At 72.1% G+C, this 22,002-nt stretch carries 15 protein-coding genes; 8 read left to right on the top strand and 7 right to left on the bottom strand.

Annotated elements, in window-relative coordinates; genetic code table 11:
* Positions 1–82: 82 nt before the first annotated feature.
* Positions 83–1,576 (top strand): nitronate monooxygenase, encoded by a 1,494-nt coding sequence (locus tag OHU74_RS25220; protein WP_371617984.1) that lies wholly within the window; start codon positions 83–85, stop codon positions 1,574–1,576.
* 68 nt (positions 1,577–1,644) lie between these two features.
* Here OHU74_RS25220 and OHU74_RS25215 read toward each other — a convergent pair whose 3' ends face one another.
* Together OHU74_RS25215 and OHU74_RS25210 are read right to left on the bottom strand one after the other, a co-directional pair.
* Complete coding sequence (locus OHU74_RS25215; protein ID WP_371617983.1) at positions 1,645–2,190, bottom strand: hypothetical protein; 546 nt, start codon at positions 2,188–2,190, stop codon at positions 1,645–1,647.
* Positions 2,191–2,398: 208 nt separating this feature from the next.
* On the bottom strand, positions 2,399–3,946 hold the full coding sequence (locus OHU74_RS25210; RefSeq protein ID WP_371617982.1) for an MFS transporter: 1,548 nt from the start codon (positions 3,944–3,946) through the stop codon (positions 2,399–2,401).
* Positions 3,947–4,084: 138 nt separating this feature from the next.
* On the opposite strand from OHU74_RS25210, the gene OHU74_RS25205 reads away from it, so the two are divergent.
* Positions 4,085–5,095: an Lrp/AsnC family transcriptional regulator gene (locus OHU74_RS25205; protein ID WP_371619803.1), complete on the top strand. Its 1,011-nt coding sequence runs from the start codon at positions 4,085–4,087 to the stop codon at positions 5,093–5,095.
* A 22-nt stretch (positions 5,096–5,117) separates the two neighbouring features.
* Here OHU74_RS25205 and glgP read toward each other — a convergent pair whose 3' ends face one another.
* Entirely contained in the window at positions 5,118–7,763 is a 2,646-nt protein-coding gene (glgP, locus tag OHU74_RS25200; RefSeq protein WP_371617981.1) for an alpha-glucan family phosphorylase, read from the bottom strand.
* Between the two features lie 110 nt (positions 7,764–7,873).
* Positions 7,874–8,509 (bottom strand): hypothetical protein, encoded by a 636-nt coding sequence (locus tag OHU74_RS25195; RefSeq protein WP_371617980.1) that lies wholly within the window; start codon positions 8,507–8,509, stop codon positions 7,874–7,876.
* A 402-nt stretch (positions 8,510–8,911) separates the two neighbouring features.
* On the opposite strand from OHU74_RS25195, the gene OHU74_RS25190 reads away from it, so the two are divergent.
* The 4 genes from OHU74_RS25190 (at position 8,912) to glgB (ending at position 16,517) form a co-directional block, all read left to right on the top strand.
* Entirely contained in the window at positions 8,912–10,906 is a 1,995-nt protein-coding gene (locus OHU74_RS25190) for a maltotransferase domain-containing protein (RefSeq protein ID WP_371617979.1), read from the top strand.
* Positions 10,903–12,597, top strand: a complete 1,695-nt coding sequence (gene treS, locus OHU74_RS25185; protein WP_330298653.1) for a maltose alpha-D-glucosyltransferase — start codon at positions 10,903–10,905, stop codon at positions 12,595–12,597. Before OHU74_RS25190 ends, treS begins: the two co-directional genes overlap by 4 nt.
* 153 nt (positions 12,598–12,750) lie before the next feature.
* Complete coding sequence (locus tag OHU74_RS25180; protein ID WP_371617978.1) at positions 12,751–14,190, top strand: maltokinase; 1,440 nt, start codon at positions 12,751–12,753, stop codon at positions 14,188–14,190.
* Complete coding sequence (gene glgB / locus OHU74_RS25175) at positions 14,187–16,517, top strand: 1,4-alpha-glucan branching enzyme (RefSeq protein ID WP_371617977.1); 2,331 nt, start codon at positions 14,187–14,189, stop codon at positions 16,515–16,517. The genes OHU74_RS25180 and glgB overlap by 4 nt, the downstream gene beginning before the upstream one ends.
* Here the strand turns inward: glgB and trxA are convergent.
* Together trxA and OHU74_RS25165 are read right to left on the bottom strand one after the other, a co-directional pair.
* Positions 16,501–16,872: a thioredoxin gene (trxA, locus tag OHU74_RS25170; RefSeq protein ID WP_371617976.1), complete on the bottom strand. Its 372-nt coding sequence runs from the start codon at positions 16,870–16,872 to the stop codon at positions 16,501–16,503. The two genes, glgB and trxA, sit on opposite strands and share 17 nt — an antisense overlap.
* Before the next feature lie 95 nt (positions 16,873–16,967).
* The gene (locus tag OHU74_RS25165; protein ID WP_371617975.1) at positions 16,968–17,354 is read right to left on the bottom strand and encodes a MerR family transcriptional regulator; all 387 of its coding nucleotides are present in this window, start codon (positions 17,352–17,354) and stop codon (positions 16,968–16,970) included.
* A 398-nt stretch (positions 17,355–17,752) separates the two neighbouring features.
* Here OHU74_RS25165 and OHU74_RS25160 point away from each other — a divergent pair, with 398 nt between their 5' ends.
* The gene (locus tag OHU74_RS25160) at positions 17,753–18,376 is read left to right on the top strand and encodes a helix-turn-helix domain-containing protein (protein WP_371619802.1); all 624 of its coding nucleotides are present in this window, start codon (positions 17,753–17,755) and stop codon (positions 18,374–18,376) included.
* A 166-nt stretch (positions 18,377–18,542) separates the two neighbouring features.
* Here OHU74_RS25160 and OHU74_RS25155 read toward each other — a convergent pair whose 3' ends face one another.
* Positions 18,543–19,568: an ATP-dependent 6-phosphofructokinase gene (locus tag OHU74_RS25155; protein WP_371617974.1), complete on the bottom strand. Its 1,026-nt coding sequence runs from the start codon at positions 19,566–19,568 to the stop codon at positions 18,543–18,545.
* 346 nt (positions 19,569–19,914) lie between these two features.
* On the opposite strand from OHU74_RS25155, the gene pta reads away from it, so the two are divergent.
* The gene (gene pta / locus OHU74_RS25150) at positions 19,915–21,996 is read left to right on the top strand and encodes a phosphate acetyltransferase (protein ID WP_371617973.1); all 2,082 of its coding nucleotides are present in this window, start codon (positions 19,915–19,917) and stop codon (positions 21,994–21,996) included.
* The last annotated feature ends 6 nt before the right edge of the window (positions 21,997–22,002 follow it).

Genomic DNA, 22,002 nt, shown 5'->3' with positions numbered 1-22,002 from the left:
TTCGGCGGGCCGCGCCAGGGTCATAGTGGAAATCAGCGAACCTACGGAACCGTAGGTTCGGGTGATTCCGAGGACGTGACCCATGCCCCAGCCCCCCACGACCACCCCCGCCGCGCAGCACCCCTGGCTGATCCAGGGCGGCATGGGCGTCGGCGTCTCCGGCTGGCGGCTGGCCAGGGCCGTGTCCGGCGAAGGTCAGCTGGGCGTGGTCTCGGGAACGGCCCTGGACGTCGTACTGGCCCGCGTGCTCCAGACCGGCGACCCCGGCGGCCACGCCCGCCGGGCCCTGGCCGCCTTCCCGCTCCCGGAGCTCGCCCAGAGCGCGCTCGACCTCTACTTCCGCGAGGAGGGCCTCGCGGAGGGCGCGGCGATGCGCACCACCCCGCGCCTGCGGGCGACGGGCGGGGCCCAGGCCGAAATCCTCACCGTCCTCGGCAACTTCGCCGAGGTCTGGCTCGCCAAGGAGGGACATGACGGTGTCATCGGAATCAACTACCTGGAGAAGATCCAGCTCGCCACAGCCCCCGCGATGTTCGGCGCGATCCTGGCAGGCGTCGACTACGTGCTCGTGGGCGCGGGAGTCCCCGGTCAGATCCCTGCCCTCGCCTCGCGGCTGGCGCGCTACGAACGCTGTGTGAGCAAGATCCACGTGGAGGGCGACGAGGAGCCGCTGGAGCACCTCTTCGACCCGTGCGCCCTGCTCGCCGGGCACCTGCCCGGCCCGCTGCGCCGTCCCCACGTGCTGGCCATCGTCTCGCTCCCGGTCCTGGCCACCTACCTGGCCCGGGACGAGGTCACCCGACCCGACGGCTTCGTGATCGAGACCAGCCAGGCGGGCGGGCACAGCGCCCCGCCGCGCGGTCCGATGAAGCTCGACGAGACCGGCGAGCCCGTCTACGGCCCGCGCGACAACCCGGATCTCGCCAAGATGACGGCCCTGGGGCTGCCGTTCTGGCTCGCCGGCGGCCAGGCCGGCCCCGGGGCGGTGGCCGCGGCCCTCGCCGCGGGGGCCACCGGAGTCCAGGTCGGCAGCGCGTTCGCGCTGTGCGAGGAGTCCGGGATGGTCCGCCACCTGCGCGAGGAGCTGCTGGGCCGGGCCCACACGGGCACCCTGTCGGTGCGCAACGACCCCGAGGCCTCGCCGACCTCGTTCCCCTTCAAGGTGGCGGACCTGCCGGGGACCGTCTCCGAGCCGGAGGTGGCCGCGGCCCGGCGCCGGGTCTGCGACCTCGGGTTCCTGCGCACGCCGGTACGGAGTCCTCGGGGCCTGGTCTACCGCTGTGCGGCCGAGCCGGTCGCCGCGTACGTCCGCAAGGGCGGCGAGGAGGCCGACACCAAGGGCCGCCAGTGCCTGTGCAACGGCCTGCTGGCCACCATCGGGCTGGCGCAGCGTCGGCCGCACGGCCGTGTGGAGCCTCCGCTGGTGACCATCGGCAAGGACCTGTCGTTCCTTCCGGAGCTGGCCCCGAACGCCGAGCCGTACACGGCGGCGGACGTGGTGCGCTGGCTGTCGGACGGCGCGACCGCCGCCCCCGCAGCCCCGACCACGCCCGCGCCCGCGGCCGCCGCCGGCTGAGCCGCGCCCGTACGCGGGAGGGCCCGGTACCCCTCGGGGTGCCGGGCCCTCCCGCTGTTCGGCGCAGGTCAGCCGATGGTGCGGAAGACAGAGCGGAAGAAGTCCGGGGCCGACTGGGCCCGCCCCTGGGCGGCGCGGGGGCCGTGGCTGCGGTCGTCGTCGTCGCGACCGTCGTGGCGGCCCCAGTCGTCGCGGTCGTCACCGCGGCCGTCGTGACGCCCGTCGTGGCGTCCCTCGTGGCGGTCGTCGTTGTCCGTCGGCTTGAAGAGGGCGGAGCGCACCTCCGTGTCGTGCAGCACCTCGCCCGGCTCCAGTTCCGCCTCCGCCGTCCCGCCGCAGTTGCGGTCCTGGAAGAGCACGGCGAGGGACTCGGTGTCGTTCTCCACCCTGGTGGCCGGCCGGTTCCAGGTGGTGTTCGTCAGCCGGTAGCAGGTGTCGTTGTCCGCCGGGTGGATCCGCCCGTCACGCCGGTCGCCGTCATCGTCCACGAAGCGGTAGTGCAGCGTGCCGAGGTGTTCGCGGTCGTCGTGGTCGTTCGCGTACGACAGCCCGGCGGTCGGCAGGACGAGCGCGAGAGCTCCGACGAGTGCGGTGGCGGTGGTGCGAAGGCGCATGGGGAGTCCGTTCCTCGGGTTCCTCGGGTGCCCGGTCCGGTGGGCATCCGCGGGCAGCGTAGGAGCGGACGGCCCCGCTGAAACGATTTGGCACGGAGGCGCGTTCGAAGGTTCACCCTCCCGGTCCCCCGCCCCTCCCGAACGCCCGGGCGCCCCGGATCCGCGCGGGATCCGGGGCGTACGGGGCTGCGTGCGCGGCCAAGACCACTCAGACGGCGGCGCGTTCGCCCGCCGGAACCTCGCCGCTCCGAGGGCCCTTCAGGCCGGTCGGACCCTGCGGCGCCTGGGGACCCTGCGGGGCCGCGGCGGGCCGGCGGACCAGCGCCACCAGGATCACCGCACCCGCCAGGCCCATCGCCCCGGAGACCCAGAAGGTGTCCCGCAGCCCGCTCGCGAAGGCCGTCTCCACCCACTGGCCGGCCCCCGGAACCGCGTGCAGCAGCCGGGCCGCGCCGCCCGAAGCCAGCGCCTCGGCCGTGCCGTGCGGCTGGCCGGAGCCGGCCAGCCCGTCCTCCAGACCGGACTGGAAGACCGCGCCGAGCACCGCGATGCCCAGCGCCATGCCCAGCTGGCGCGCGGTGTTCAGGGCGCCGCCCGCCATCCCGGCGCGGGCCGGGGGAACGGCCCCCATCGCGGCGGCCGCGAGGGCCGGGGAGATCATGCCGACGCCCACTCCGGTGACGGCCAGACCGGCCACCAGCGCCGTCCAGCCGTCCCCGGCGTCGAGCATCCAGCCCTGGAGCAGGGCGCCCGCGCCGATCAGGAACAGCCCGCCGCCGATGGTGAGCCGGGCCGGGGCCCCGTGCATCAGCTTGCCGGTCACGGCGGCGACCACGAAGGCGGCCAGGCTCATCGGCAGCATCGTCAGGCCGGCCGCGACCGGGCCCATGCCCTCGGCGCTCTGCAGCCACAGGGAGACGTACATCAGGTACCCGAAGGCGGCGCCGGACATCAGGAGCGCCGCGGCCATGACGGCCACGAAGGTCGGACTGCGGAACAGCGAGAGGTCCAGCATCGGGCGGGAGCTGCGCAGTTCGACGAGGACGAAGAGCGCGAAGGCGGCGGCGCTCAGCGCGAACAGGGCCAGGGTGGTCGCGGAAGTCCAGCCGTTCTCGCCGACCCGGATCAGGGCGTAGGTGACGGCGGCGGCGCCGGTGGTGAAGGTGACCATGCCGGGCAGGTCCAGGCCCTTGGCGTGCGGGTCGCGGGACTCGGTGACGGCCTTGAGGGTGACGTAGACGGCGAGGGCGCAGACGGGCAGGTTGATGAAGAAGATCCAGCGCCAGCCGAACTGCTCGGTGAGCAGTCCGCCGATGATGGGGCCGGCCGCGGCCGCGGCTCCGTTGACCGCGCCCCAGACGCCGAAGGCGACGCCCCGGTCGCGGCCCTGGTAGGCGGAGCTGAGCAGGGCCATGGTGGTGGCGAACATCGCGGCGCCGCCGATGCCCTGGACGGCGCGGAAGGCGATCAGCGCGGCCGGCCCGCTCGCCAGACCGCAGGCGAGCGAGGCGGCGGCGAAGAGCCCGAGCCCGCCGAGGTAGACGCGGCGGCGGCCGATCCGGTCGGCGAGCGATCCGGCTCCCAGGAGCAGGGCGGCCAGGGCGAGGGCGTAGACGTCCATCACCCACTGGAGGCCCGAGAACCCGGTCTTCATGTCGGCGGCCATGTCGGGCAGGGCGACGGTCACGATCGTGACGTCGACCAGGAGCATGAAGGCCCCGAGGCACACCGCCGTCAGGGGCAGCCATTTACGCATGGGGATTCTCCTCGGAGCACGGAGGGGCAGGGGTCCAGGGGCGGATCCCCGGTGACGCCAAGGTCTCAGCGACCCGCCCCGATCCCCCACCCGGAAGCTCCCTCATGCCGGATTTCCGTCATCGGAGACTCTGCGATGATGGAAACCGTGAACGACACCGAGCTGGACGCGCTCGACCGGTCCCTGGTCCAGGCCCTCACGATCGACGGCCGGGCCCCCTTCAGCCGGCTCGCCGAGGTGCTGGAGGTCTCCGACCAGACCGTCGTACGCCGCTACCGGCGCCTGCGGACCACCGGCCTGATCCGGGTCGTCGGACTGCCGCTGGGCAGCCGCGTCGGGCTCTTCGAGTCCTGGCTGCGGGTGCAGTGCGCCCCCGACGCGGCCCTCCCGGTGGCCGAGGCGCTGGCCCGCCGCCCGGACATCGCGTGGGTGAACCTGAACTCGGGCGGTACCGAGATCCACTGCATGACGAGGGCCCGGACCCGCAAGGACCGGGACACCCTGCTCCTGGAGAAGCTGCCGCGCACCCGCCGGGTGACCGGCATCAGCGCCCACACCATCCTGCGGAAGTTCTTCGGCGGGCCCGACTCCTGGGCCGGCATGGACCTGATGCGCCCCGACCAGATCGCCGCCATGCAGCGGCCCCCCGCCGAGCCGGGGCCGGACCGGTACGTGCTGGACGAGCCGGAGCTCAGGCTGCTCTCGGTGCTGGGCAGCGACGGCCGCGCCGGATATCCGGAACTGGCGCGCGCCAGCGGCCTGTCCGAGTCCACCGCCCGGCGTCGGCTGGAGCGGCTGCGCGATCTCGGGGCGCTCTTCTTCGACGTGGAGTTCGCCCCCGCGCTCCTGGGCTACGAGGCGGAGGCGACGCTGGTGCTGACCGTTCCACCGGCCCGCCTCGCGCAGGTGGGAGCCGCCCTGGCGAGCCACCGCGAGGTGGCGTTCGCGGCGGCCGTGACCGGGGCGGCCTCCTTGATGGCGGTGGTGCTGTGCCGGGACACCGAGGAGCTCTACACCTATCTGACCGAGCGGATCGGCGCGGTGGAGGGGGTGGGCCAGGTGGAGGTGATCCCGACCCTGCGCAGCGTCAAGCGGGCCGGGATGCTGGTGGAGGACGGGCGGCTGGTGGACCCGCCGCCCGCCCCCTGAGGTCCCGTCTTCGAGGCCCCCGCTACCGCAGGAGTACGCCGCCTCCCGCGTCCGTGTCGGTGCTCGCCACGGGGCCCGCGACCAGGCCCAGTTCGGCCGGGGTCGCCAGCAGCGGGTGCGCCGGCAGGATCCGTACGGTGTACCCGAAGGGCCCCGTACGGTCGAGGGCGAGCGGGCCCTCGTACAGCCAGCGGCCCTCCAGGTCCGGTCCGCCGGCGGGCTTGAGCGGGAAGGTCCGCCCGCCCTGGATCACGTCCTGGGCGTCGACCCGGCCCGCGACGGCCTGCACCTCCACGTCCTCGGGCGCGAGCGCGTCGAGCGAGACCTGCACGCGCAGGGTGAGGGTGGCCCCGAGTTCGGCGGTGCCGCCGACCGGGCCCGCCGCCGCGGCCTCCACGTGCTCGACGGTGAGCTGCGGCCAGGCCGCCCGGACCCGCCCCTTCCACCAGGCGAGGTCCCGGGCCGCTTCCGGGGTCAGGGCGCGGTGGGAGAGCGCGGCCGGCGCGTAGAGCCGTTCCACGTACTCCCGCACCATGCGTCCCGCCAGCACCTTGGGTCCCAGTGAGACGAGGGTGCGCCGGACCATCTCGATCCACCGCACCGGAAGTCCGCCGCGTCCGGCCCGGTCGTAGAAGCGGGGTGCGACCCGGCCCTCGATCAGGTCGTAGAGGGCGTTCGCCTCCAGGTCGTCGCGCCGGTCCTCGTCCGTGCCGAGGCCGTCGGCGGTCGGGATGGCCCAGCCGAAGTCCGGCTCGAACCATTCGTCCCACCACCCGTCCAGGACGGACAGGTTGAGGCAGCCGTTCAGCGCGGCCTTCATCCCGCTCGTCCCGCAGGCCTCCAGCGGACGCAGCGGGTTGTTGAGCCAGACGTCGCAGCCCGGGTAGAGCTTCTGCGCCATGGCCATGCCGTAGTCGGGCAGGAACACGATCCGGTGGCGCACGCGCGGGTCGTCGGAGAACCGCACCAGCTCCTGCACGAGCCGCTTCCCGCCGTCGTCGGCCGGGTGCGCCTTGCCCGCGACCACGATCTGCACGGGCCGGTCCGGGTCGAGCAGCAGCCTGCGCAGCCGCTCGGGGTCGCGCAGCATCAGCGTGAGCCGCTTGTAGGACGGGACCCGGCGGGCGAAGCCGATGGTCAGCACGTCCGGGTCGAGTACGGAGTCCACCCAGCCCAGCTCGGCGGCGGCGGCCCCGCGCTGGCGCCAGGAGGCGCGCAGGCGGTCCCGTACCTCTTGCACGAGCTGCTCCCTGAGCACCCGGCGCAGGTCCCAGACGTCCTGGTCGGGGATGTCGGCGACGGCGTCCCAGCGCTGGGAGCCGCCTACGGACAGCGCGTCCTCGGTGCGCCCGGCGCCGATCTGGCGGGCTCCGAGCCGGACCACCTCCGGAGCCACCCAGGTGGGCGCGTGCACGCCGTTGGTGACGGAGGTGATGGGCACGTCGGCGGGGTCGAAGCCCGGCCAGAGCCCGGCGAACATCTCCCGGCTGACGGCTCCGTGCAGGGTGGAGACCCCGTTCGCCCGCTGGGCGAGGCGCAGCCCCATGACGGCCATGTTGAACACCCCGGGGTCGCCGCCGGGGTAGGTCTCGGCGCCGAGCTCCAGGATCCGGTCGACGGGTACGCCGGCCAGCTCGCCGCTCTCGCCGAAGTGGCGGGCCACCAGGGTCCGGTCGAAGCGGTCGATGCCGGCGGGCACCGGGGTGTGCGTCGTGAAGACGGTCCCGGCGCGCACGGCTTCGACGGCGGCGTCGAAGCCGAGTCCCTGCTGCCCTTCCAGTTCCCTTATGCGCTCGAGTCCCAGGAACCCCGCGTGCCCCTCGTTGGTGTGGAACACCTCGGGGTCGGGATGCCCGGTGATCCGGCAGTAGGTCCGTACGGCCCTCACCCCGCCGATCCCGAGCAGCATCTCCTGCAGCAGCCGGTGGTCGCTGCCTCCCCCGTACAGCCGGTCGGTCACCTCGCGGGCCGCGGCGTCGTTGTCCTCGACGTCCGAGTCCAGGAGCAGCAACGGCACCCGGCCGACGCGGGCCTGCCAGATGTGCGCGTGCAGGGCCCGCCCGCCGGGCAGGCTCAGCGAGACCCGGGCCGGAGCCCCGTCCTCCTCCCGCACGAGTGCGACGGGCAGTTCGTTGGGGTCGAGCACCGGATAGTGCTCCTGCTGCCAGCCGTCCCGGGAGAGGGACTGGCGGAAGTACCCGTGCCGGTAGAGCAGTCCGACGCCGATGAGGGGTACGCCGAGGTCGCTGGCGGCCTTGAGGTGGTCCCCGGCGAGGATCCCGAGCCCGCCCGAGTACTGGGGCAGGGCGGCGGTGATCCCGAACTCGGGAGAGAAGTAGGCGATGGCGGCGGGCAGCTCCTCGGCCGCCTCGTGGCCTTGGTACCACCTCCCGCCGTGGACGTAGTCATCGAGATCGGCGGCGGCGACGGCGAGCCGCCGCAGGAACCGCCGGTCCCCGGCGAGTTCGGCGATCCGCCCGGCGGACACGGCGCCGAGCAGCCGGACGGGATCCCCGCCGGCTGCCTGCCAGCCCTCGGGATCGACGGATTGGAAGAGCTCCCTGGTCTCCGCATGCCAGGACCAGCGCAGATTGCGCGCGAGATCGGCGAGCGGGGAAAGGGGCTCGGGGAGGACGGGGCGCACGGTGAATCGACGGATAGCCTTCACGCGTTCCACCTTCGCAGGGGATTACGGATCGAAGCGGCCGCACCACGCTGTGCACCGCGAGCGTCACCCTCGGAAGGCTAGCGCCGCGACCCCGGCCCGGCCATGGCGCCTCAGCGGGGCCCCTGTTCCGGCGGGTCGTCCGGGTGCTCCCGCAGTCCGGGATCGGGCGAGCGGAGCCGCTGTGCGTACCCGCGCGGGCCCGGGGCGGCGTCCAGGACGTCGAGGTAGGCCAGGTCCCGCGCGCCGGGGCCGGACAGCGTGAGGCGGGCCGTCATGCCGTGGGACAGGTAGTCGACCTCCCTCCGGGCGAACTCGATGCGCTCCAGCACCACCCGCGCACCGAGGGGCGTACGGAGCGCGAGCCCGCGGTGCGGGGCTCCGCCGAGGGTGCGCACGATGACCCGCGTCGCGTCCGCGAACGGCTCCGGCGGCTCGCAGACCTGCAGCCGCGCCGCCCGCGCCACCAGCCGGGCCAGCGCGGGCGACTCCGAGCGCCGGAAGACGAGCCGGTCCAGTTCCCGGTCGCCCAGAGCCGGTTCGACGCAGGACAGGGCGTCGACCTGCGCGGCCAGGGCCTGCGCGTCCTCCTCCCGTACGACTGCCGCGGCCAGCGCGGAGGCCAGCTCCCGCTCCGCCTCCGGCGCCCACACCACCGCCGCCACCGCCCGCGCGGCCGCCTCCCGCACCCGGGGGTCGGGCGAGCGGAGCCGGGAGGAGAGCGACTCGTGCCGGTCCTCGGTGTGCATGTGCCGTGCTCCTCTCCCCGCCACTCGGGGGTGACGGGCCATTGCCTCTCGCGCGCCCTGCACCCGCGGCGTGGACATCCGTTAGTCCTGTCCGAGTTGACGGAGCATCGATGGATGTCGAGCCGGGGCTTGGGGATACCCGTGCGAGTACGTACGAGTAGTTAACCAAGGACGCGGAATGGTCCGGGCTGGAGTGGGAAGGGCTCCCGGGTACGCGCACGGCGCACCCTCCCCCGAACCTCTCCCGCCACCCGAGTGAACGCGGACAGGAGCGGCCATGCCCGCAGCCCAGCCGTCTTCCGAGCAGCTAGAAACAGAGCGAACAGAGCGTGCACTACCAGCCGCCATGCCGGCTGGCCTGTTGTCACCGAGCCCTGCGAACTGCCCCCAGGTGATCCCATCATGATCGGTCGCATTCCCGTGCTGGACGTCCGCCCTGCCGTCGACTGCGGCGTCAGACCCGCCAAGGCGGTCGTGGACGAGGTATTCGAGATTTCCGCCACCGTGTTCCGCGAGGGGCACGACGCCGTGGCGGCCCATGTCGTGCTGCGCGATCCGAGCGGGCGGCTGCGGCCTCCCGTGCCGCTGTCCGAGCTCGCTCCCGGCACCGACCGGTGGGGGGCCCGGGTGTCCGCCGAGGTCGAGGGGAGGTGGACGTACACCGTCGAGGCGTGGAGCGACCCGGTGGCCACCTGGCGGGCCCACGCGGCGATCAAGATCCCCGCCGGGATCGACGCGGGGCTCACCCTGCTCGAAGGCGCGGAGCTCTACGAGCGGGCCGCCGCGAAGATTCCCAAGCGGGACGGGCGCGAGACGGTGCTCGCCGCCGCCGACGCGATGCGCGACGAGGACCGCGAGGTCGCCGTACGGTACGCGGCCGCCGTCGATCCTCGGGTCGCGCAGACCCTGGCGAAGCGCCCGTACCGGGAGCTGGTCACCGCCTCCAAGCCGCTGCCGCTGCTGATCGAGCGCAAGCGGGCCCTCTTCGGCTCCTGGTACGAGATGTTCCCCCGGTCGGAGGGGGCGGTGCTGGAACCGGGCGCCGAGCCCGTCAGCGGGACCTTCCGGACGGCCGCCGAGCGGCTTCCCGCCGTCGCCGCCATGGGCTTCGACGTGGTCTACCTGCCGCCCATCCACCCCATCGGCAGCACCTTCAGAAAGGGGCCCAACAACACCCTCTCCGCCGGGAGTTGGGATCCGGGCGTGCCCTGGGCCATCGGTTCCACCGAGGGCGGCCACGATGCCGTCCACCCGGACCTGGGCACCCTCGAGGACTTCGACGCCTTCGTGGCGAAGGCGCGCGAGCTGCGCATCGAGGTGGCGCTGGACTTCGCCCTGCAGTGCTCCCCGGACCACCCGTGGGTGGAGAAGCACCCGGAGTGGTTCCGCCACCGCGCCGACGGGACGATCGCGTACGCGGAGAACCCGCCGAAGAAGTACCAGGACATCTTCCCGATCCACTTCGACGCCGACATGCCCGGCATCGTCGAGGAGACGGTACGGGTCCTGCGGCACTGGATGGAGCACGGCGTCCGCATCTTCCGGGTGGACAATCCGCACACCAAGCCGGTGGTCTTCTGGCAGAAGGTGATCGCGGAGATCAACAAGTCCGACCCGGACGTGATCTTCCTGGCCGAGGCCTTCACCCGGCCCGCGATGATGCGGACCCTCGCCGCCATCGGCTTCCAGCAGTCCTACACGTACTTCACCTGGCGCAACACCAAGGCCGAGCTCACCGAGTACCTGACCGAGCTCGCGGACACCCGCTCGGCCTCCGTCATGCGGCCGAATTTCTTCGTCAACACCCCCGACATCCTGCACGCCTACCTTCAGCAGGGCGGCCGTCCCGCCTTCGAGATCCGCGCGGTCCTCGCCGCCACCCTCTCCCCGACCTGGGGGGTCTACGCCGGCTACGAGCTCTGCGAGAACTCCCCGGTCAAGGAGGACAGCGAGGAGTACCTGAACTCGGAGAAGTACGAGCTGCGCCCGCGCGACTGGGCCGCCGCCGACCGCGAGGGCCGCACCATCGCCCCGCTGATCACCGCCCTGAACCGGATGCGCCGCCGCAACCCCGCGCTCCAGCAGCTGCGCGACATCCATTTCCACCCGACCGACAACGAACAGGTGATCGCCTATTCGAAGCACTCGGGAGCAAATTCCGTACTGGTGGTCGTCAACCTCGATCCGCACCACACCCAGGAGGCGACGGTCTCGTTGGACATGCCGGTACTCGGCCTCGATTGGCACGCGTCCCTCGCGGTGCGCGACGAGCTCACAGGCGAGACCTATCACTGGGGCAGGGCGAACTACGTACGTCTGGAGCCGGGCCGCACGCCCGCGCACGTACTGGCCGCCCTGCGACCGTCCCCGCCCACCGGAGGGTCACCCACCTCATGATGATCAACGATCCCGTCCACGACACCTTCGAGGACACCCCCGTCAAGGACCGCGACCCCGACTGGTTCAAGCGGGCGGTCTTCTACGAGGTCCTCGTCCGCTCCTTCCACGACAGCAACGGCGACGGCGTGGGTGACCTCAAGGGGCTCACCGCCAAGCTGGACTACCTCCAGTGGCTCGGCGTCGACTGCCTCTGGCTCCCGCCGTTCTTCGCCTCGCCCCTGCGCGACGGGGGCTACGACGTCTCCGACTACACCTCCGTGCTGCCCGAGTTCGGCGACCTCGCCGACTTCGTGGAGTTCGTGGACGCCGCCCACACCCGGGGCATGCGGGTGATCATCGACTTCGTGATGAACCACACGAGCGATCAGCACGAGTGGTTCCAGCAGTCCCGCAAGGACCCGGACGGGCCCTACGGCGACTACTACATGTGGGCCGACAACGACAAGCAGTACCAGGACGCCCGCATCATCTTCGTCGACACCGAGACCTCGAACTGGACGTACGACCCGGTCCGCAAGCAGTACTACTGGCACCGGTTCTTCTCCCACCAGCCGGACCTCAACTACGAGAACCCGGCCGTCGTGGAGGAGATCATCTCCTCGCTCCGGTTCTGGCTCGACCTCGGCATCGACGGGTTCCGCCTCGACGCCGTGCCCTACCTGTACGCGGAGGAGGGCACCAACTGCGAGAACCTGCCGCGCACCCACACCCTCCTCAAGCGGGTCCGAGCCGAGATCGACGCGCACTACCCGGACACCGTGCTGCTCGCCGAGGCCAACCAGTGGCCCGAGGACGTCGTCGACTACTTCGGCGACTTCGCCAAGGGCGGGGACGAATGCCACATGGCCTTCCACTTCCCCGTCATGCCGCGCATCTTCATGGCCGTGCGAAGAGAGTCCCGCTACCCGGTCTCGGAAATCCTGGCCAAGACCCCGGCCATCCCGCAGAGCTGCCAGTGGGGCATCTTCCTGCGCAACCACGACGAGCTCACCCTCGAAATGGTCACGGACGAAGAGCGCGACTACATGTACGCCGAGTACGCCAAGGACCCGCGCATGCGGGCCAACATCGGCATCCGGCGCCGGCTCGCCCCGCTGCTCGACAACGACCGCAACCAGATGGAGCTCTTCACCGCCCTGCTGCTGTCACTGCCCGGTTCGCCGGTGCTGTACTACGGCGACGAGATCGGCATGGGCGACAACATCTGGCTCGGCGACCGCGACGGGGTGCGCACCCCGATGCAGTGGACCCCGGACCGCAACGCCGGTTTCTCCTCGTGTGATCCGGGCAGGCTGAACCTGCCGGTCATCATGGACCCGGTCCACGGGTACCAGGTCACCAATGTCGAGGCGGCCATGGCGTCGCCCTCGTCCTTGCTGCACTGGACCCGCCGGCTGATCGAAGTCCGCAAGGCGAACCCCGCCTTCGGTCTCGGCTCGTACACCGAACTGCCTTCGTCGAACCCGGCGGTGCTCGCTTTCCTCCGCGAGTACGGAGACGACCTGGTGCTGTGCGTGCACAACTTCTCGCGCTTCGCGCAGCCCACCGAACTGGATCTGCGGTCGTTCCACGGACGGGTCCCGGTGGAACTCACCGGCGACGTCCGCTTCCCGCCGATCGGCGAGTGGCCGTACCTGCTGACCCTGGCGGGCCACGGCTTCTACTGGTTCCGCCTGCGCACGGAGTAGGCACCGGACCCGGGGCGGGCGCGGCGAATGGGTCAACCGCCCGCCCCTGTACGGACCATCCTGACCCGACACTCGCACACACCGGAGAAGCAACTACCGCGATCCGGGACACAATGCGCATTCTTTGACGGCCCGGGGAAAGGACGCGACGCCATGTCGGAGGCTGCATCCGCCCGGGAATGGCTCACGGCCGACCGGGCCGCCGGGCTCGGCCCGCTGGAGCCGATGCTCAGGGCCTGGCTGCCCGCGCAGCGCTGGTTCGCGGGCAAGGGCCGCACCATCGGAAGGCTCCGGAGCATCTCGGCCGCCGAACTGCTGCCGCCGGGCTCCTCGCCCGGACTCCTGCACCTGCTGCTGGACGTGGACGGGGACTGCTACCAGCTGCTGCTCGGCATCCGCCCGAGCCCGCTGCCGCCCGCGCTCGCACCCGCGCTGATCGGCCGCGCGGAGCAGGGCCCCTACGCCGGCCAGTCGGTCTACGAGGGCCTCGGCGATCCCCGGATCGCCTCGCTGCTGCTGGAGCGGCTGCGCTCCCCCGGAACCTTCGGCCCGCTCCGCTTCGACCGGGACCCGGCCGCCGTGATCCCCGAGGCCCCCACCCCCCGGCCTCTGTCCGGGGAGCAGACCAACTCCTCCCTGATCTACGGGGATTCGTACATCCTCAAGGTGTTCAGACGGGTCGGCCCCGGGGTCAATCCCGATCTGGAGCTCCCCCGCGCCCTGGCAGCCGCCGGCTGCGCGAGGGTGCCCGCGCCGGTCGCCTGGTACGAGGCCGAGCTGCCCGGCTCCGAACCCCTGACCCTGGGCGTGCTCCAGCCGTACCTGCGCGGCTCCGACGACGGCTGGCAGCTCGCGCTGCACCGGCTGCGCGCCGGGGCCGACTTCACCGCCGAGGCGCACGCGCTGGGCCGGGCCACCGCCGAGGTGCACAACGCGCTGGCCGGAGCCCTGCCGACCGTCGCGCTCGGACCGGAGCAGACGGCCCGGCTGGCCGCCGGGATGACCGCACGGCTCGCCGCCACCGCCCGCGAGGTGCCCGCGCTGCGGCCCTACGAAGCGGGGCTGCGCGGGGCCTTCGACGCACTGGCCGCCTCCCGCGGGGCCGGGGTGCCCGCCCAGCGGATCCACGGGGACCTGCACCTGGGGCAGACCCTGCGCACCGCCGACGGCAGCTGGGCGCTGATCGACTTCGAGGGCGAACCGGCCCGGCCGCTGGCCGACCGGCGCCGCCCGGAGCCCGCGGTGCGGGACATCGCCGGGATACTGCGCTCCTTCGACTACGCCGCCCGCTCGCACCGGCCGTTCGCCCCCGCCTGGGCGGACGCCTGCCGGGCCGCCTTCTGCGAGGGCTACGCCCGCACCACCGGACGCGACCCGCGCGAGGACCCCGTACTCCTGCGCGCGTACGAGACCGACAAGGCGGTGTACGAGGCCCGGTACGAGTCCCGGCACCGACCCGACTGGCTGCACGTGCCGATGGCGGCGATCCGCCGGCTGTCCGAGCCGCAGCGTCCCCCCTCCCACCGCACTCATCCCCCCGCCCCCGGCGGAGCCACCCCCCACCCGAAGCCCCCGAGGAGGCCGCTCGCGTGAGCGCCGCACGACAGCCGTCACCGACCGTCCGCGACGAAACCGCTGTCGCCGTCACCACCCCCGCCGCCCCCGCAGCCGCCACCCTTGAAGCAGGTGGTGCGAAGAAGGCCCGGCCCCCGCGGGCCCGCCGGGCCGCCCCGCCGCACGGGGTCCGGCCGGCGCCCGCGCTGGGAGCGGAGGAACGGGCCCGGCTCCTGGAGGGCCGCCACCACGACCCCCACGGGGTGCTGGGTGCCCGCGTGCAGCGCAGCGGGGTGTCCTTCCGGGTGCTGCGCCCGTACGCGAAGGCCGTGACCATCCTCGCGAAGGGGCTGCGGGCCGAGCTCTTCGACGACGGGGACGGGCTGTTCTCCGGTCTGCTGCCCCTGAACGGGGTACCGGACTACCGGCTGCTGGTGGCGTACGACAGCGACGAGGTGGAGGTCCACGACCCCTACCGCTTCCTGCCCGCGCTCGGTGAGCTCGACCTGCACCTGATCGGCGAGGGCCGCCACGAGGAACTGTGGACGGCGCTCGGCGCGGAGCCGATGGAGCACCAGGGCACGGCCGGCACCCGGTTCACGGTGTGGGCGCCCAATGCCCAGGGGGTGCGGGTCACCGGGGACTTCTCGCACTGGGACTCCGTCGCCTATCCGATGCGCTCGCTCGGCGCGACCGGCGTGTGGGAGCTGTTCCTGCCCGGGGTCGGCGAGGGCGCGCTGTACAAGTACGACATCACCCGCCCGGACGGCTCGCACACCCTGCGGGCCGACCCGATGGCCAAGCACGCGGAGGTCCCGCCGGCCAACGCCTCCGTGGTCACCGCCTCCCGCTACGTGTGGCAGGACGCCGAGTGGATGGCCGCGCGCGGCGACCGCCCGCCGCACCAGGCCCCCTTCTCCGTGTACGAGCTGCACCTGGCGTCCTGGCGGCCGGGGCTCTCGTACCGGCAGCTGGCCGAGCAGCTGCCCGCGTACGTCACGGAGCTCGGCTTCACGCACGTGGAGCTGATGCCGGTCGCCGAGCACCCCTTCGGCGGCTCGTGGGGCTACCAGGTCACCGGCTTCTACGCGCCGACCTCCCGGATGGGCACCCCCGACGACTTCCGCTTCCTGGTGGACGCCCTGCACCGGGCCGGGATCGGGGTGATCGTCGACTGGGTGCCCGCGCACTTCCCGCGCGACGACTGGGCGCTCGCCGAGTTCGACGGGCGGCCGCTGTACGAGCACCACGACCCGCAGCGGGCCGCGCACCCGGACTGGGGGACGCTGGAGTTCGACTACGGCCGCCGCGAGGTGCGCAACTTCCTCGTCGCCAACGCCGTGTACTGGTGCCAGGAGTTCCACGTGGACGGGCTGCGCGTGGACGCGGTGGCCTCGATGCTCTACCTCGACTACTCGCGCTCCGAGGGCGAGTGGACCCCCAACGAGCACGGCGGCCGGGAGAACCTGGACGCGGTGGCCCTGCTCCAGGAGATGAACGCGACCGTCTACCGGCGCTGCCCCGGCGTGGTGACGATCGCCGAGGAGTCCACCGCGTGGCCGGGCGTCACCCGTCCCACCGACGGGGGCGGGCTGGGCTTCGGCCTGAAGTGGAACATGGGCTGGATGCACGACACCCTGCGCTACGCGTCGAAGGAGTCGGTGCACCGCAAGTACCACCACCACGACATGACCTTCGGGATGGTCTACGCGTTCAGCGAGAACTACGTCCTGCCGATCTCGCACGACGAGGTGGTGCACGGCAAACGCTCGCTGGTCTCGAAGATGCCCGGCGACTGGTGGCAGCAGCGGGCCGCGCACCGGGCGTACCTGGGCTTCATGTGGGCCCACCCGGGCAAGCAACTGCTCTTCATGGGGCAGGAGTTCGCACAGGGCTCGGAGTGGTCCGAGACGTACGGGCCGGACTGGTGGCTGCTGGACTCCTCCTACGCGGCGGCCGGCGACCACCGGGGCGTACGCAGCCTCGTGGGCGACCTGAACCGCACCTACCGGGCGGCGCCCGCCCTGTGGGAGCGGGACACCGTGCCGGAGGGCTTCGCCTGGGTGGAGGCGGACGCCGCGGAGGACAACGTCTTCGCATTCCTGCGGTTCGCGCAGGACGGCTCACCGCTGCTGTGCGTCTCGAACTTCTCCCCGGTGGTCCGCCACGCGTACCGGATCGGCGTCCCGGAGGAGGTGCCGCTGTGGCGGGAGGTGCTCAACACCGACCTCGAGCCCTACGGCGGCAGCGGCGTCCACCACACGCAGCCGCTGCGGCCGGAGCCGGTGCCGTCCCAGGGGCGGGCGGCGAGCCTGCGCCTGACCCTCCCGCCGCTGGCCACGGTCTGGCTCAGGCCGATGCCGTAGCGGCGGCCGGGGCCGCCGCCCGCGCCATGTGCTCCTCCAGCTCCTGGAGGAGCTTGCGCTTGGCGCGGGCCCCGACCATCTGCTGGACGGGCTCGCCGTCGCGGAAGACGAGCAGGGTCGGCATGGACAGCACCCCGTACCGCACGAGGGTGGCGGGGTTGCTGTCCGCGTCGATCTGGACGACCTTGAGCCGCTCGGCCTCCTCGGCGGCGATCGCGGACAGGACGGGCGCGAGCTGGCGGCACGGGCCGCACCAGTCCGCGGTGAACTCCACGAGAACGGGCCGGCCGCGCTCGCCGAGCACCTCCGCCTCGAAGTCGGCGTCGGTCACTTCTGCCACACCGTGAGCCTTCATCGTCTTTCCCCTCTTCCTGAGTCTTCTGGTCATGCGGTCATGCGGTCATGCGGGCTTGCGGGCTTCTGGTTCTGCGGGCTTCCGGTCCTGCGGCCTCAGCCGGTCAGTTCGCATCTGGGCCGCGCCGCCGCTTCGGCCTCGGCTTCGGCCAGCTGGCCCGCCACCTGGTCGCGCACCTGCGTGAGCCGGCCGAGCAGGGCGTCCAGCTCGTCGAGTTTGCGGCGGTAGACGACGAGCGAGGCCGGGCAGGAGTCGCCCGCCGGATGCCCGGCCCGCAGGCATTCCACGAACGGGCGGGTCTCCTCCAGCTCGAAGCCGAAGTCCTGGAGCGTGCGGATCTCGCGAAGCAGCCGCAGGTCGTCCTCGTCGTAGGTGCGGTAGCCGTTGCCGTCACGCCGCGCGGGCAGCAGCCCCCGTGACTCGTAGTACCGGAGCGTCCGGGTGCTGATGCCCGCCCGCTCGGCCAGTTCGCCGATTCGCATGGCCCGACCGTAATCCTTGACGTCGGCGTCAAGGCAAGGAGCGAATTCCGGGAGGCCCTCGCCACCCCCGTGAGCGAGGGCCTCCGCCCGGGAGTACGTACCGGCCGGATGGCCGGTTCATGACGTTCCCGGGCTTGTGACGGAGGTCATGCACGGGGCTATCGCTTCGAGCGGCTGAAAACGTACGCTAGGAAGTGGATCACCGATCGACCCGATTACCGGACAGTCGCTGGGAAAACCGACCAAAGCCCTTTACTCCATAGGACGTTCCTACGAGGTATGGGCTTGTTTGTTTGGTCTGTAGTCGCCGCACCTCGGCCACTCCTACGGTGTGGCGTGTGCACTCCAGCCCACCTTTCAATGCCCCCGCCGCGCGTCGTCTCCGCGCGGCCCTGGGCATGGCGCCCGGCCATGTCGCTTATGGCCTGCGCGCGCAGTACGGACTGATCGTCACGCCCGAGACCGTGATGGGGTGGGAGCGTGGCGAGATATCGCCGACCTCCGCCGAAGTCACGGCCCTCGCCGGCGTGCTCTGGTGCGCCCCCGGCGAACTGCTCGCCGAGCCGGTCACCCTGCGGGAGCACCGGATCTCCAGGGGTCTGGCCGCGGACGATCTGGCCCGGCGCATCGGCCTGGACACGAACTCGTACCAGAAGATGGAGGACACCGGCCGCTGGAAGGGCAACGAGCGGCAGTCCGCCGCCCTGGCGACGGTGCTCGGACTGAGCCTTGCCCAGTTCGTGACGGCGACCGGCAAGGACGAGGAACTGGCCGACATGCTGCGCAGCGCGGCGACCACCCGCTGGCAGGCGTACGCGAAGCCGCTGTCCAAGCTGCTGCCGGTGCCCAAGGCCCACCTGGAGCGGGTACTGGAGCAGCTGCACGGCGAATACCAGTCGAAGATGGTGGCCACCCTGAGCTGGGGCGGCGGGGAGGGCCAGGCCGGCAGCGGTGACGCGGGGCGCCAGTTCCTCGCCGACATCGTGGACCGCTTCTGGTCCGTCGCAGGCGGTGCGTCGTAGGACACACCGCGCACAGGAGTTCACTACGGCAAACGGCCCCGGCGCGTCCAGACGAGGACTGCGCCGGGGCCGTTCGGCCGCCGAAGTCAGGGCGGAGGTCCTCCCGGAGGGGGCCTTGGGACCCGCCCGGGGGACCGGTTTCCCGGGATTCACGGGAATCCCTGGGTTAGAAGACCGACTCGGCCTCGTACATGCGGTCCTCGGGCACGGTCTTCAGCTCGGTGACGGCGTCGGCCAGCGGGGCCATGACGATGTCGGTGCCGCGCAGGGCGGTCATGTTGCCGAAGTCCGCGCGGTGGACGGCCTCGACGGCGTGCCAGCCGAAGCGGGTCGCGAGCACGCGGTCGTAGGCGGTCGGGGTGCCGCCGCGCTGGACGTGGCCGAGGATGACGGGGCGGGCTTCCTTGCCCAGGCGCCGCTCCAGTTCGACGGCGAGGCGGTTGCCGATGCCGGCGAAGCGCTCGTGGCCGTACTGGTCGATCGCGCCCTTCTCGTACGGCATGGACCCCTCACCCGGATGCGCGCCTTCGGCCACGCAGATGACGGCGAACTTCTTACCGCGGGCGAAACGTTCCTCCACCATCTTGACCAGGGCGTCCACCTCGAAGGGGCGCTCCGGCAGACAGATCCCGTGGGCACCGCCGGCCATGCCGGACTCCAGGGCGATCCAGCCCGCGTGGCGGCCCATGACCTCGACGACCATGACCCGCTGGTGCGACTCGGCGGTGGTCTTGAGGCGGTCGATGGCCTCGGTGGCGACCATGACGGCGGTGTCGAAGCCGAAGGTGCGGTCGGTGGAGGAGATGTCGTTGTCGATGGTCTTCGGCACGCCGACGACGGGCATGCCGGCGTCCGACAGCATCCGGGCGGCCGTCAGGGTGCCCTCGCCGCCGATCGGGATCAGGGCGTCGATGCCGTAGGTCTTCGCCAATTCGGTGGCGTTCTCGGCTGCTTCGTGGAGGCGCGCGCGCTCCATCCGGGCTGAACCGAGAATGGTGCCGCCCCGGGCGAGGATGCCACTGACGGCGTTGATGTCGAGGGGGCGGTAGTTGCCGTCGAGGAGGCCCTTGAAGCCGTCCTCGAAGCCGATGACCTCGTCCCCGTGCCCGACCACGGCACGGTGTACGACCGACCGGATGACAGCATTCAGGCCCGGACAGTCGCCGCCTGCGGTGAGAACTCCGATACGCATCGTGCTGTGTCTCCTGCTCCTGGTCGTACCTGACCGTTCGCGTGCGGGCGGACGGCCGTACATATGAAGGGCTGTGTGAAGGGCGTATTGATGAAGCGTGTCCGATTGTTCCACGGGCAGGGGGTGGAGCGCGCTCTGTGGTGCTCCTCTCGCGGGGCGCCGGGAAGGCCTTTGGACCTGCCCGGACAGGCCCTTTTCCCGGCGGGCGTCCTGTCGATCCGCGGGGGTATCGTCAAGAGGTCAAGCCCACACCAACCGGGACATCCGACTCGTAGATCCGCCCCGCAGCGGCGAAGATCATGGTGAGGCTGTACCGACATTCACACGATTGGGACGGAGAGCACGCGTGACGCGCAGCGTGTACGTGACCGGTATCGAGCGGGGGGACGGCCGGCAGGTCGTCGAGCTGGGGATCATGGAGCTCCTGACCCGTCAGACGGGCCGGGTGGGCGTGTACCGCCCCTTGCTGCACGACGGGCCCGACCGGCTCTTCGACCTCCTCAAGGGCCGCTACCGGATCGAGCAGGACGCCTCGACCGCCTTCGGCATGGAGTACCACGAGGCCTCCGCCATCCTGGCCGAGCACGGGACCGACGAGCTGGTCTCGCGGCTCGTCGACCGCTACCACGAGGTGGCCCGGGACTACGAGGTCATGCTCGTCCTCGGCACCGACTACGCCGACACCAACCTCCCCGACGAGCTGGCCCTCAACGCCCGCCTCGCCAACGAGCTGGGCGCGCTGGTCATCCCCGTCGTGGGCGGCACCAAGCACCCCGCCGAGGCCGTGCGCGCCGAGGCCCGCAACGCGTACCGGGCGTACGAGGCCCTGGGCTGCCACGTGGGCGCGATGGTCGTCAACCGGGTGGCCGCCGAGGACCGCGAGGTGATAGCGGAGCGGCTGGCCGCGCGGCTCCCCGTGCCCTGCTACGTGCTCCCGGACGACAAGCACCTGTCGGCCCCGACCGTCGCCCAGATCACCCGGGCGCTCGGCGGCGAGGTGCTCCTCGGCGACGAGGCCGGTCTGGCCCGCGACGCCCTGGACTTCGTCTTCGGCGGCGCCATGCTGCCGAACTTCCTCAACGCCCTGACCCCCGGCTGCCTGGTCGTCACCCCCGGGGACCGCTCCGACCTGGTCATCGGCGCGCTGGCCGCGCACACCTCCGGCACCCCGCCGATCGCCGGTGTGCTGCTCACGCTGAACGAGCGTCCCGGCCAGGACATCCTGACGCTGGCCTCGAAGCTGGCGCCCGGCACCCCGGTGATCTCGGTGGCCGGCAACAGCTTCCCGACGGCCGCCGAACTCTTCTCCCTGCAGAGCCGGTTGAACTCCGCGACCCCGCGCAAGCTGGAGACCGCGCTCGGCCTGTTCGAGCGTCACGTGGACACCGCCGAACTGCGCGGCGTGCTGTCCGTGGCCCGCTCCGAGCGGGTCACGCCGATGATGTTCGAGCACACCCTGCTGGAGCAGGCCCGCGCGGAGCGCCGCCGGGTGGTGCTCCCCGAGGGCACCGAGGAGCGCGTGCTGCGCGCCGCGGACGTGGTGCTGCGCCGCGGGGTCTGCGACCTGACCCTGCTGGGCGAGGAGCAGGCGATCCTGAAGAAGGCCGCCGACCTGGGGATCGACATCTCCTCCGCGCAGCTCATCGACCCGGCGACCTCCCCGCTGCGGGAACGTTTCGCCGAGTACTACGCCAAGGCCCGTGCCCACAAGGGCATGACGGTCGAGCTGGCCGCCGACGTGGTCACCGACGTCAACTACTTCGGCACCCTGATGGTCCAGGAGGGCCTCGCCGACGGCATGGTCTCCGGCTCGGTGCACTCCACCGCCGCCACCATCCGCCCGGCCTTCGAGATCATCAAGACCAAGCCCGACGCGTCCATCGTCTCCTCGGTCTTCTTCATGTGCCTGGCCGACAAGGTCCTCGCCTACGGGGACTGCGCCGTCAACCCGGACCCCAACGCCGAGCAGCTCGCCGACATCGCCGTCCAGTCGGCGACCACCGCGGCCGCCTTCGGCCTGGAGCCGCGGATCGCGATGCTCTCGTACTCGACCGGCACCTCCGGTTCGGGCGCCGACGTGGACAAGGTCCGCAAGGCCACCGAGATCGTCCGCGCGCTCCGCCCCGACCTGCTGATCGAGGGCCCGATCCAGTACGACGCCGCCGTGGAGCCCTCGGTCGCGCTGACCAAGCTGCCCGGGTCCGAGGTGGCCGGCCGCGCGACGGTGCTGATCTTCCCGGACCTCAACACCGGCAACAACACGTACAAGGCCGTGCAGCGCTCCGCCGGCGCCGTCGCGGTCGGCCCGGTCCTGCAGGGTCTGCGCAAGCCGGTCAACGACCTCTCGCGCGGCGCCCTGGTCCAGGACATCGTCACCACCATCGCCATCACGGCGATCCAGGCGCAGTCCAGGCCCGTGGCCGGCTGACGCTCC

It is taken from the genome of Streptomyces sp. NBC_00454, from assembly GCF_041434015.1.
GTDB lineage: Bacteria > Actinomycetota > Actinomycetes > Streptomycetales > Streptomycetaceae > Streptomyces.
Note: the sequence above shows the minus strand (reverse complement) of the source record. Positions and strands in the feature narration are given on the sequence as shown.

Bases quoted from the DNA above. Each gene is read 5' to 3' on its own strand.
- OHU74_RS25165 (WP_371617975.1), bottom strand. From the start codon at position 17,354: ATGCGAATCGGCGAACTGGCCGAGCGGGCGGGCATCAGCACCCGGACG.
- treS (WP_330298653.1), top strand. From the start codon at position 10,903: ATGATGATCAACGATCCCGTCCACGACACCTTCGAGGACACCCCCGTC.
- OHU74_RS25180 (WP_371617978.1), top strand. From the start codon at position 12,751: ATGTCGGAGGCTGCATCCGCCCGGGAATGGCTCACGGCCGACCGGGCC.
- OHU74_RS25190 (WP_371617979.1), top strand. From the start codon at position 8,912: ATGATCGGTCGCATTCCCGTGCTGGACGTCCGCCCTGCCGTCGACTGC.
- OHU74_RS25155 (WP_371617974.1), bottom strand. From the start codon at position 19,568: ATGCGTATCGGAGTTCTCACCGCAGGCGGCGACTGTCCGGGCCTGAAT.
- OHU74_RS25195 (WP_371617980.1), bottom strand. From the start codon at position 8,509: ATGCACACCGAGGACCGGCACGAGTCGCTCTCCTCCCGGCTCCGCTCG.
- trxA (WP_371617976.1), bottom strand. From the start codon at position 16,872: ATGAAGGCTCACGGTGTGGCAGAAGTGACCGACGCCGACTTCGAGGCG.
- OHU74_RS25215 (WP_371617983.1), bottom strand. From the start codon at position 2,190: ATGCGCCTTCGCACCACCGCCACCGCACTCGTCGGAGCTCTCGCGCTC.
- OHU74_RS25160 (WP_371619802.1), top strand. From the start codon at position 17,753: ATGGCGCCCGGCCATGTCGCTTATGGCCTGCGCGCGCAGTACGGACTG.
- OHU74_RS25210 (WP_371617982.1), bottom strand. From the start codon at position 3,946: ATGCGTAAATGGCTGCCCCTGACGGCGGTGTGCCTCGGGGCCTTCATG.
- OHU74_RS25220 (WP_371617984.1), top strand. From the start codon at position 83: ATGCCCCAGCCCCCCACGACCACCCCCGCCGCGCAGCACCCCTGGCTG.
- OHU74_RS25205 (WP_371619803.1), top strand. From the start codon at position 4,085: ATGGAAACCGTGAACGACACCGAGCTGGACGCGCTCGACCGGTCCCTG.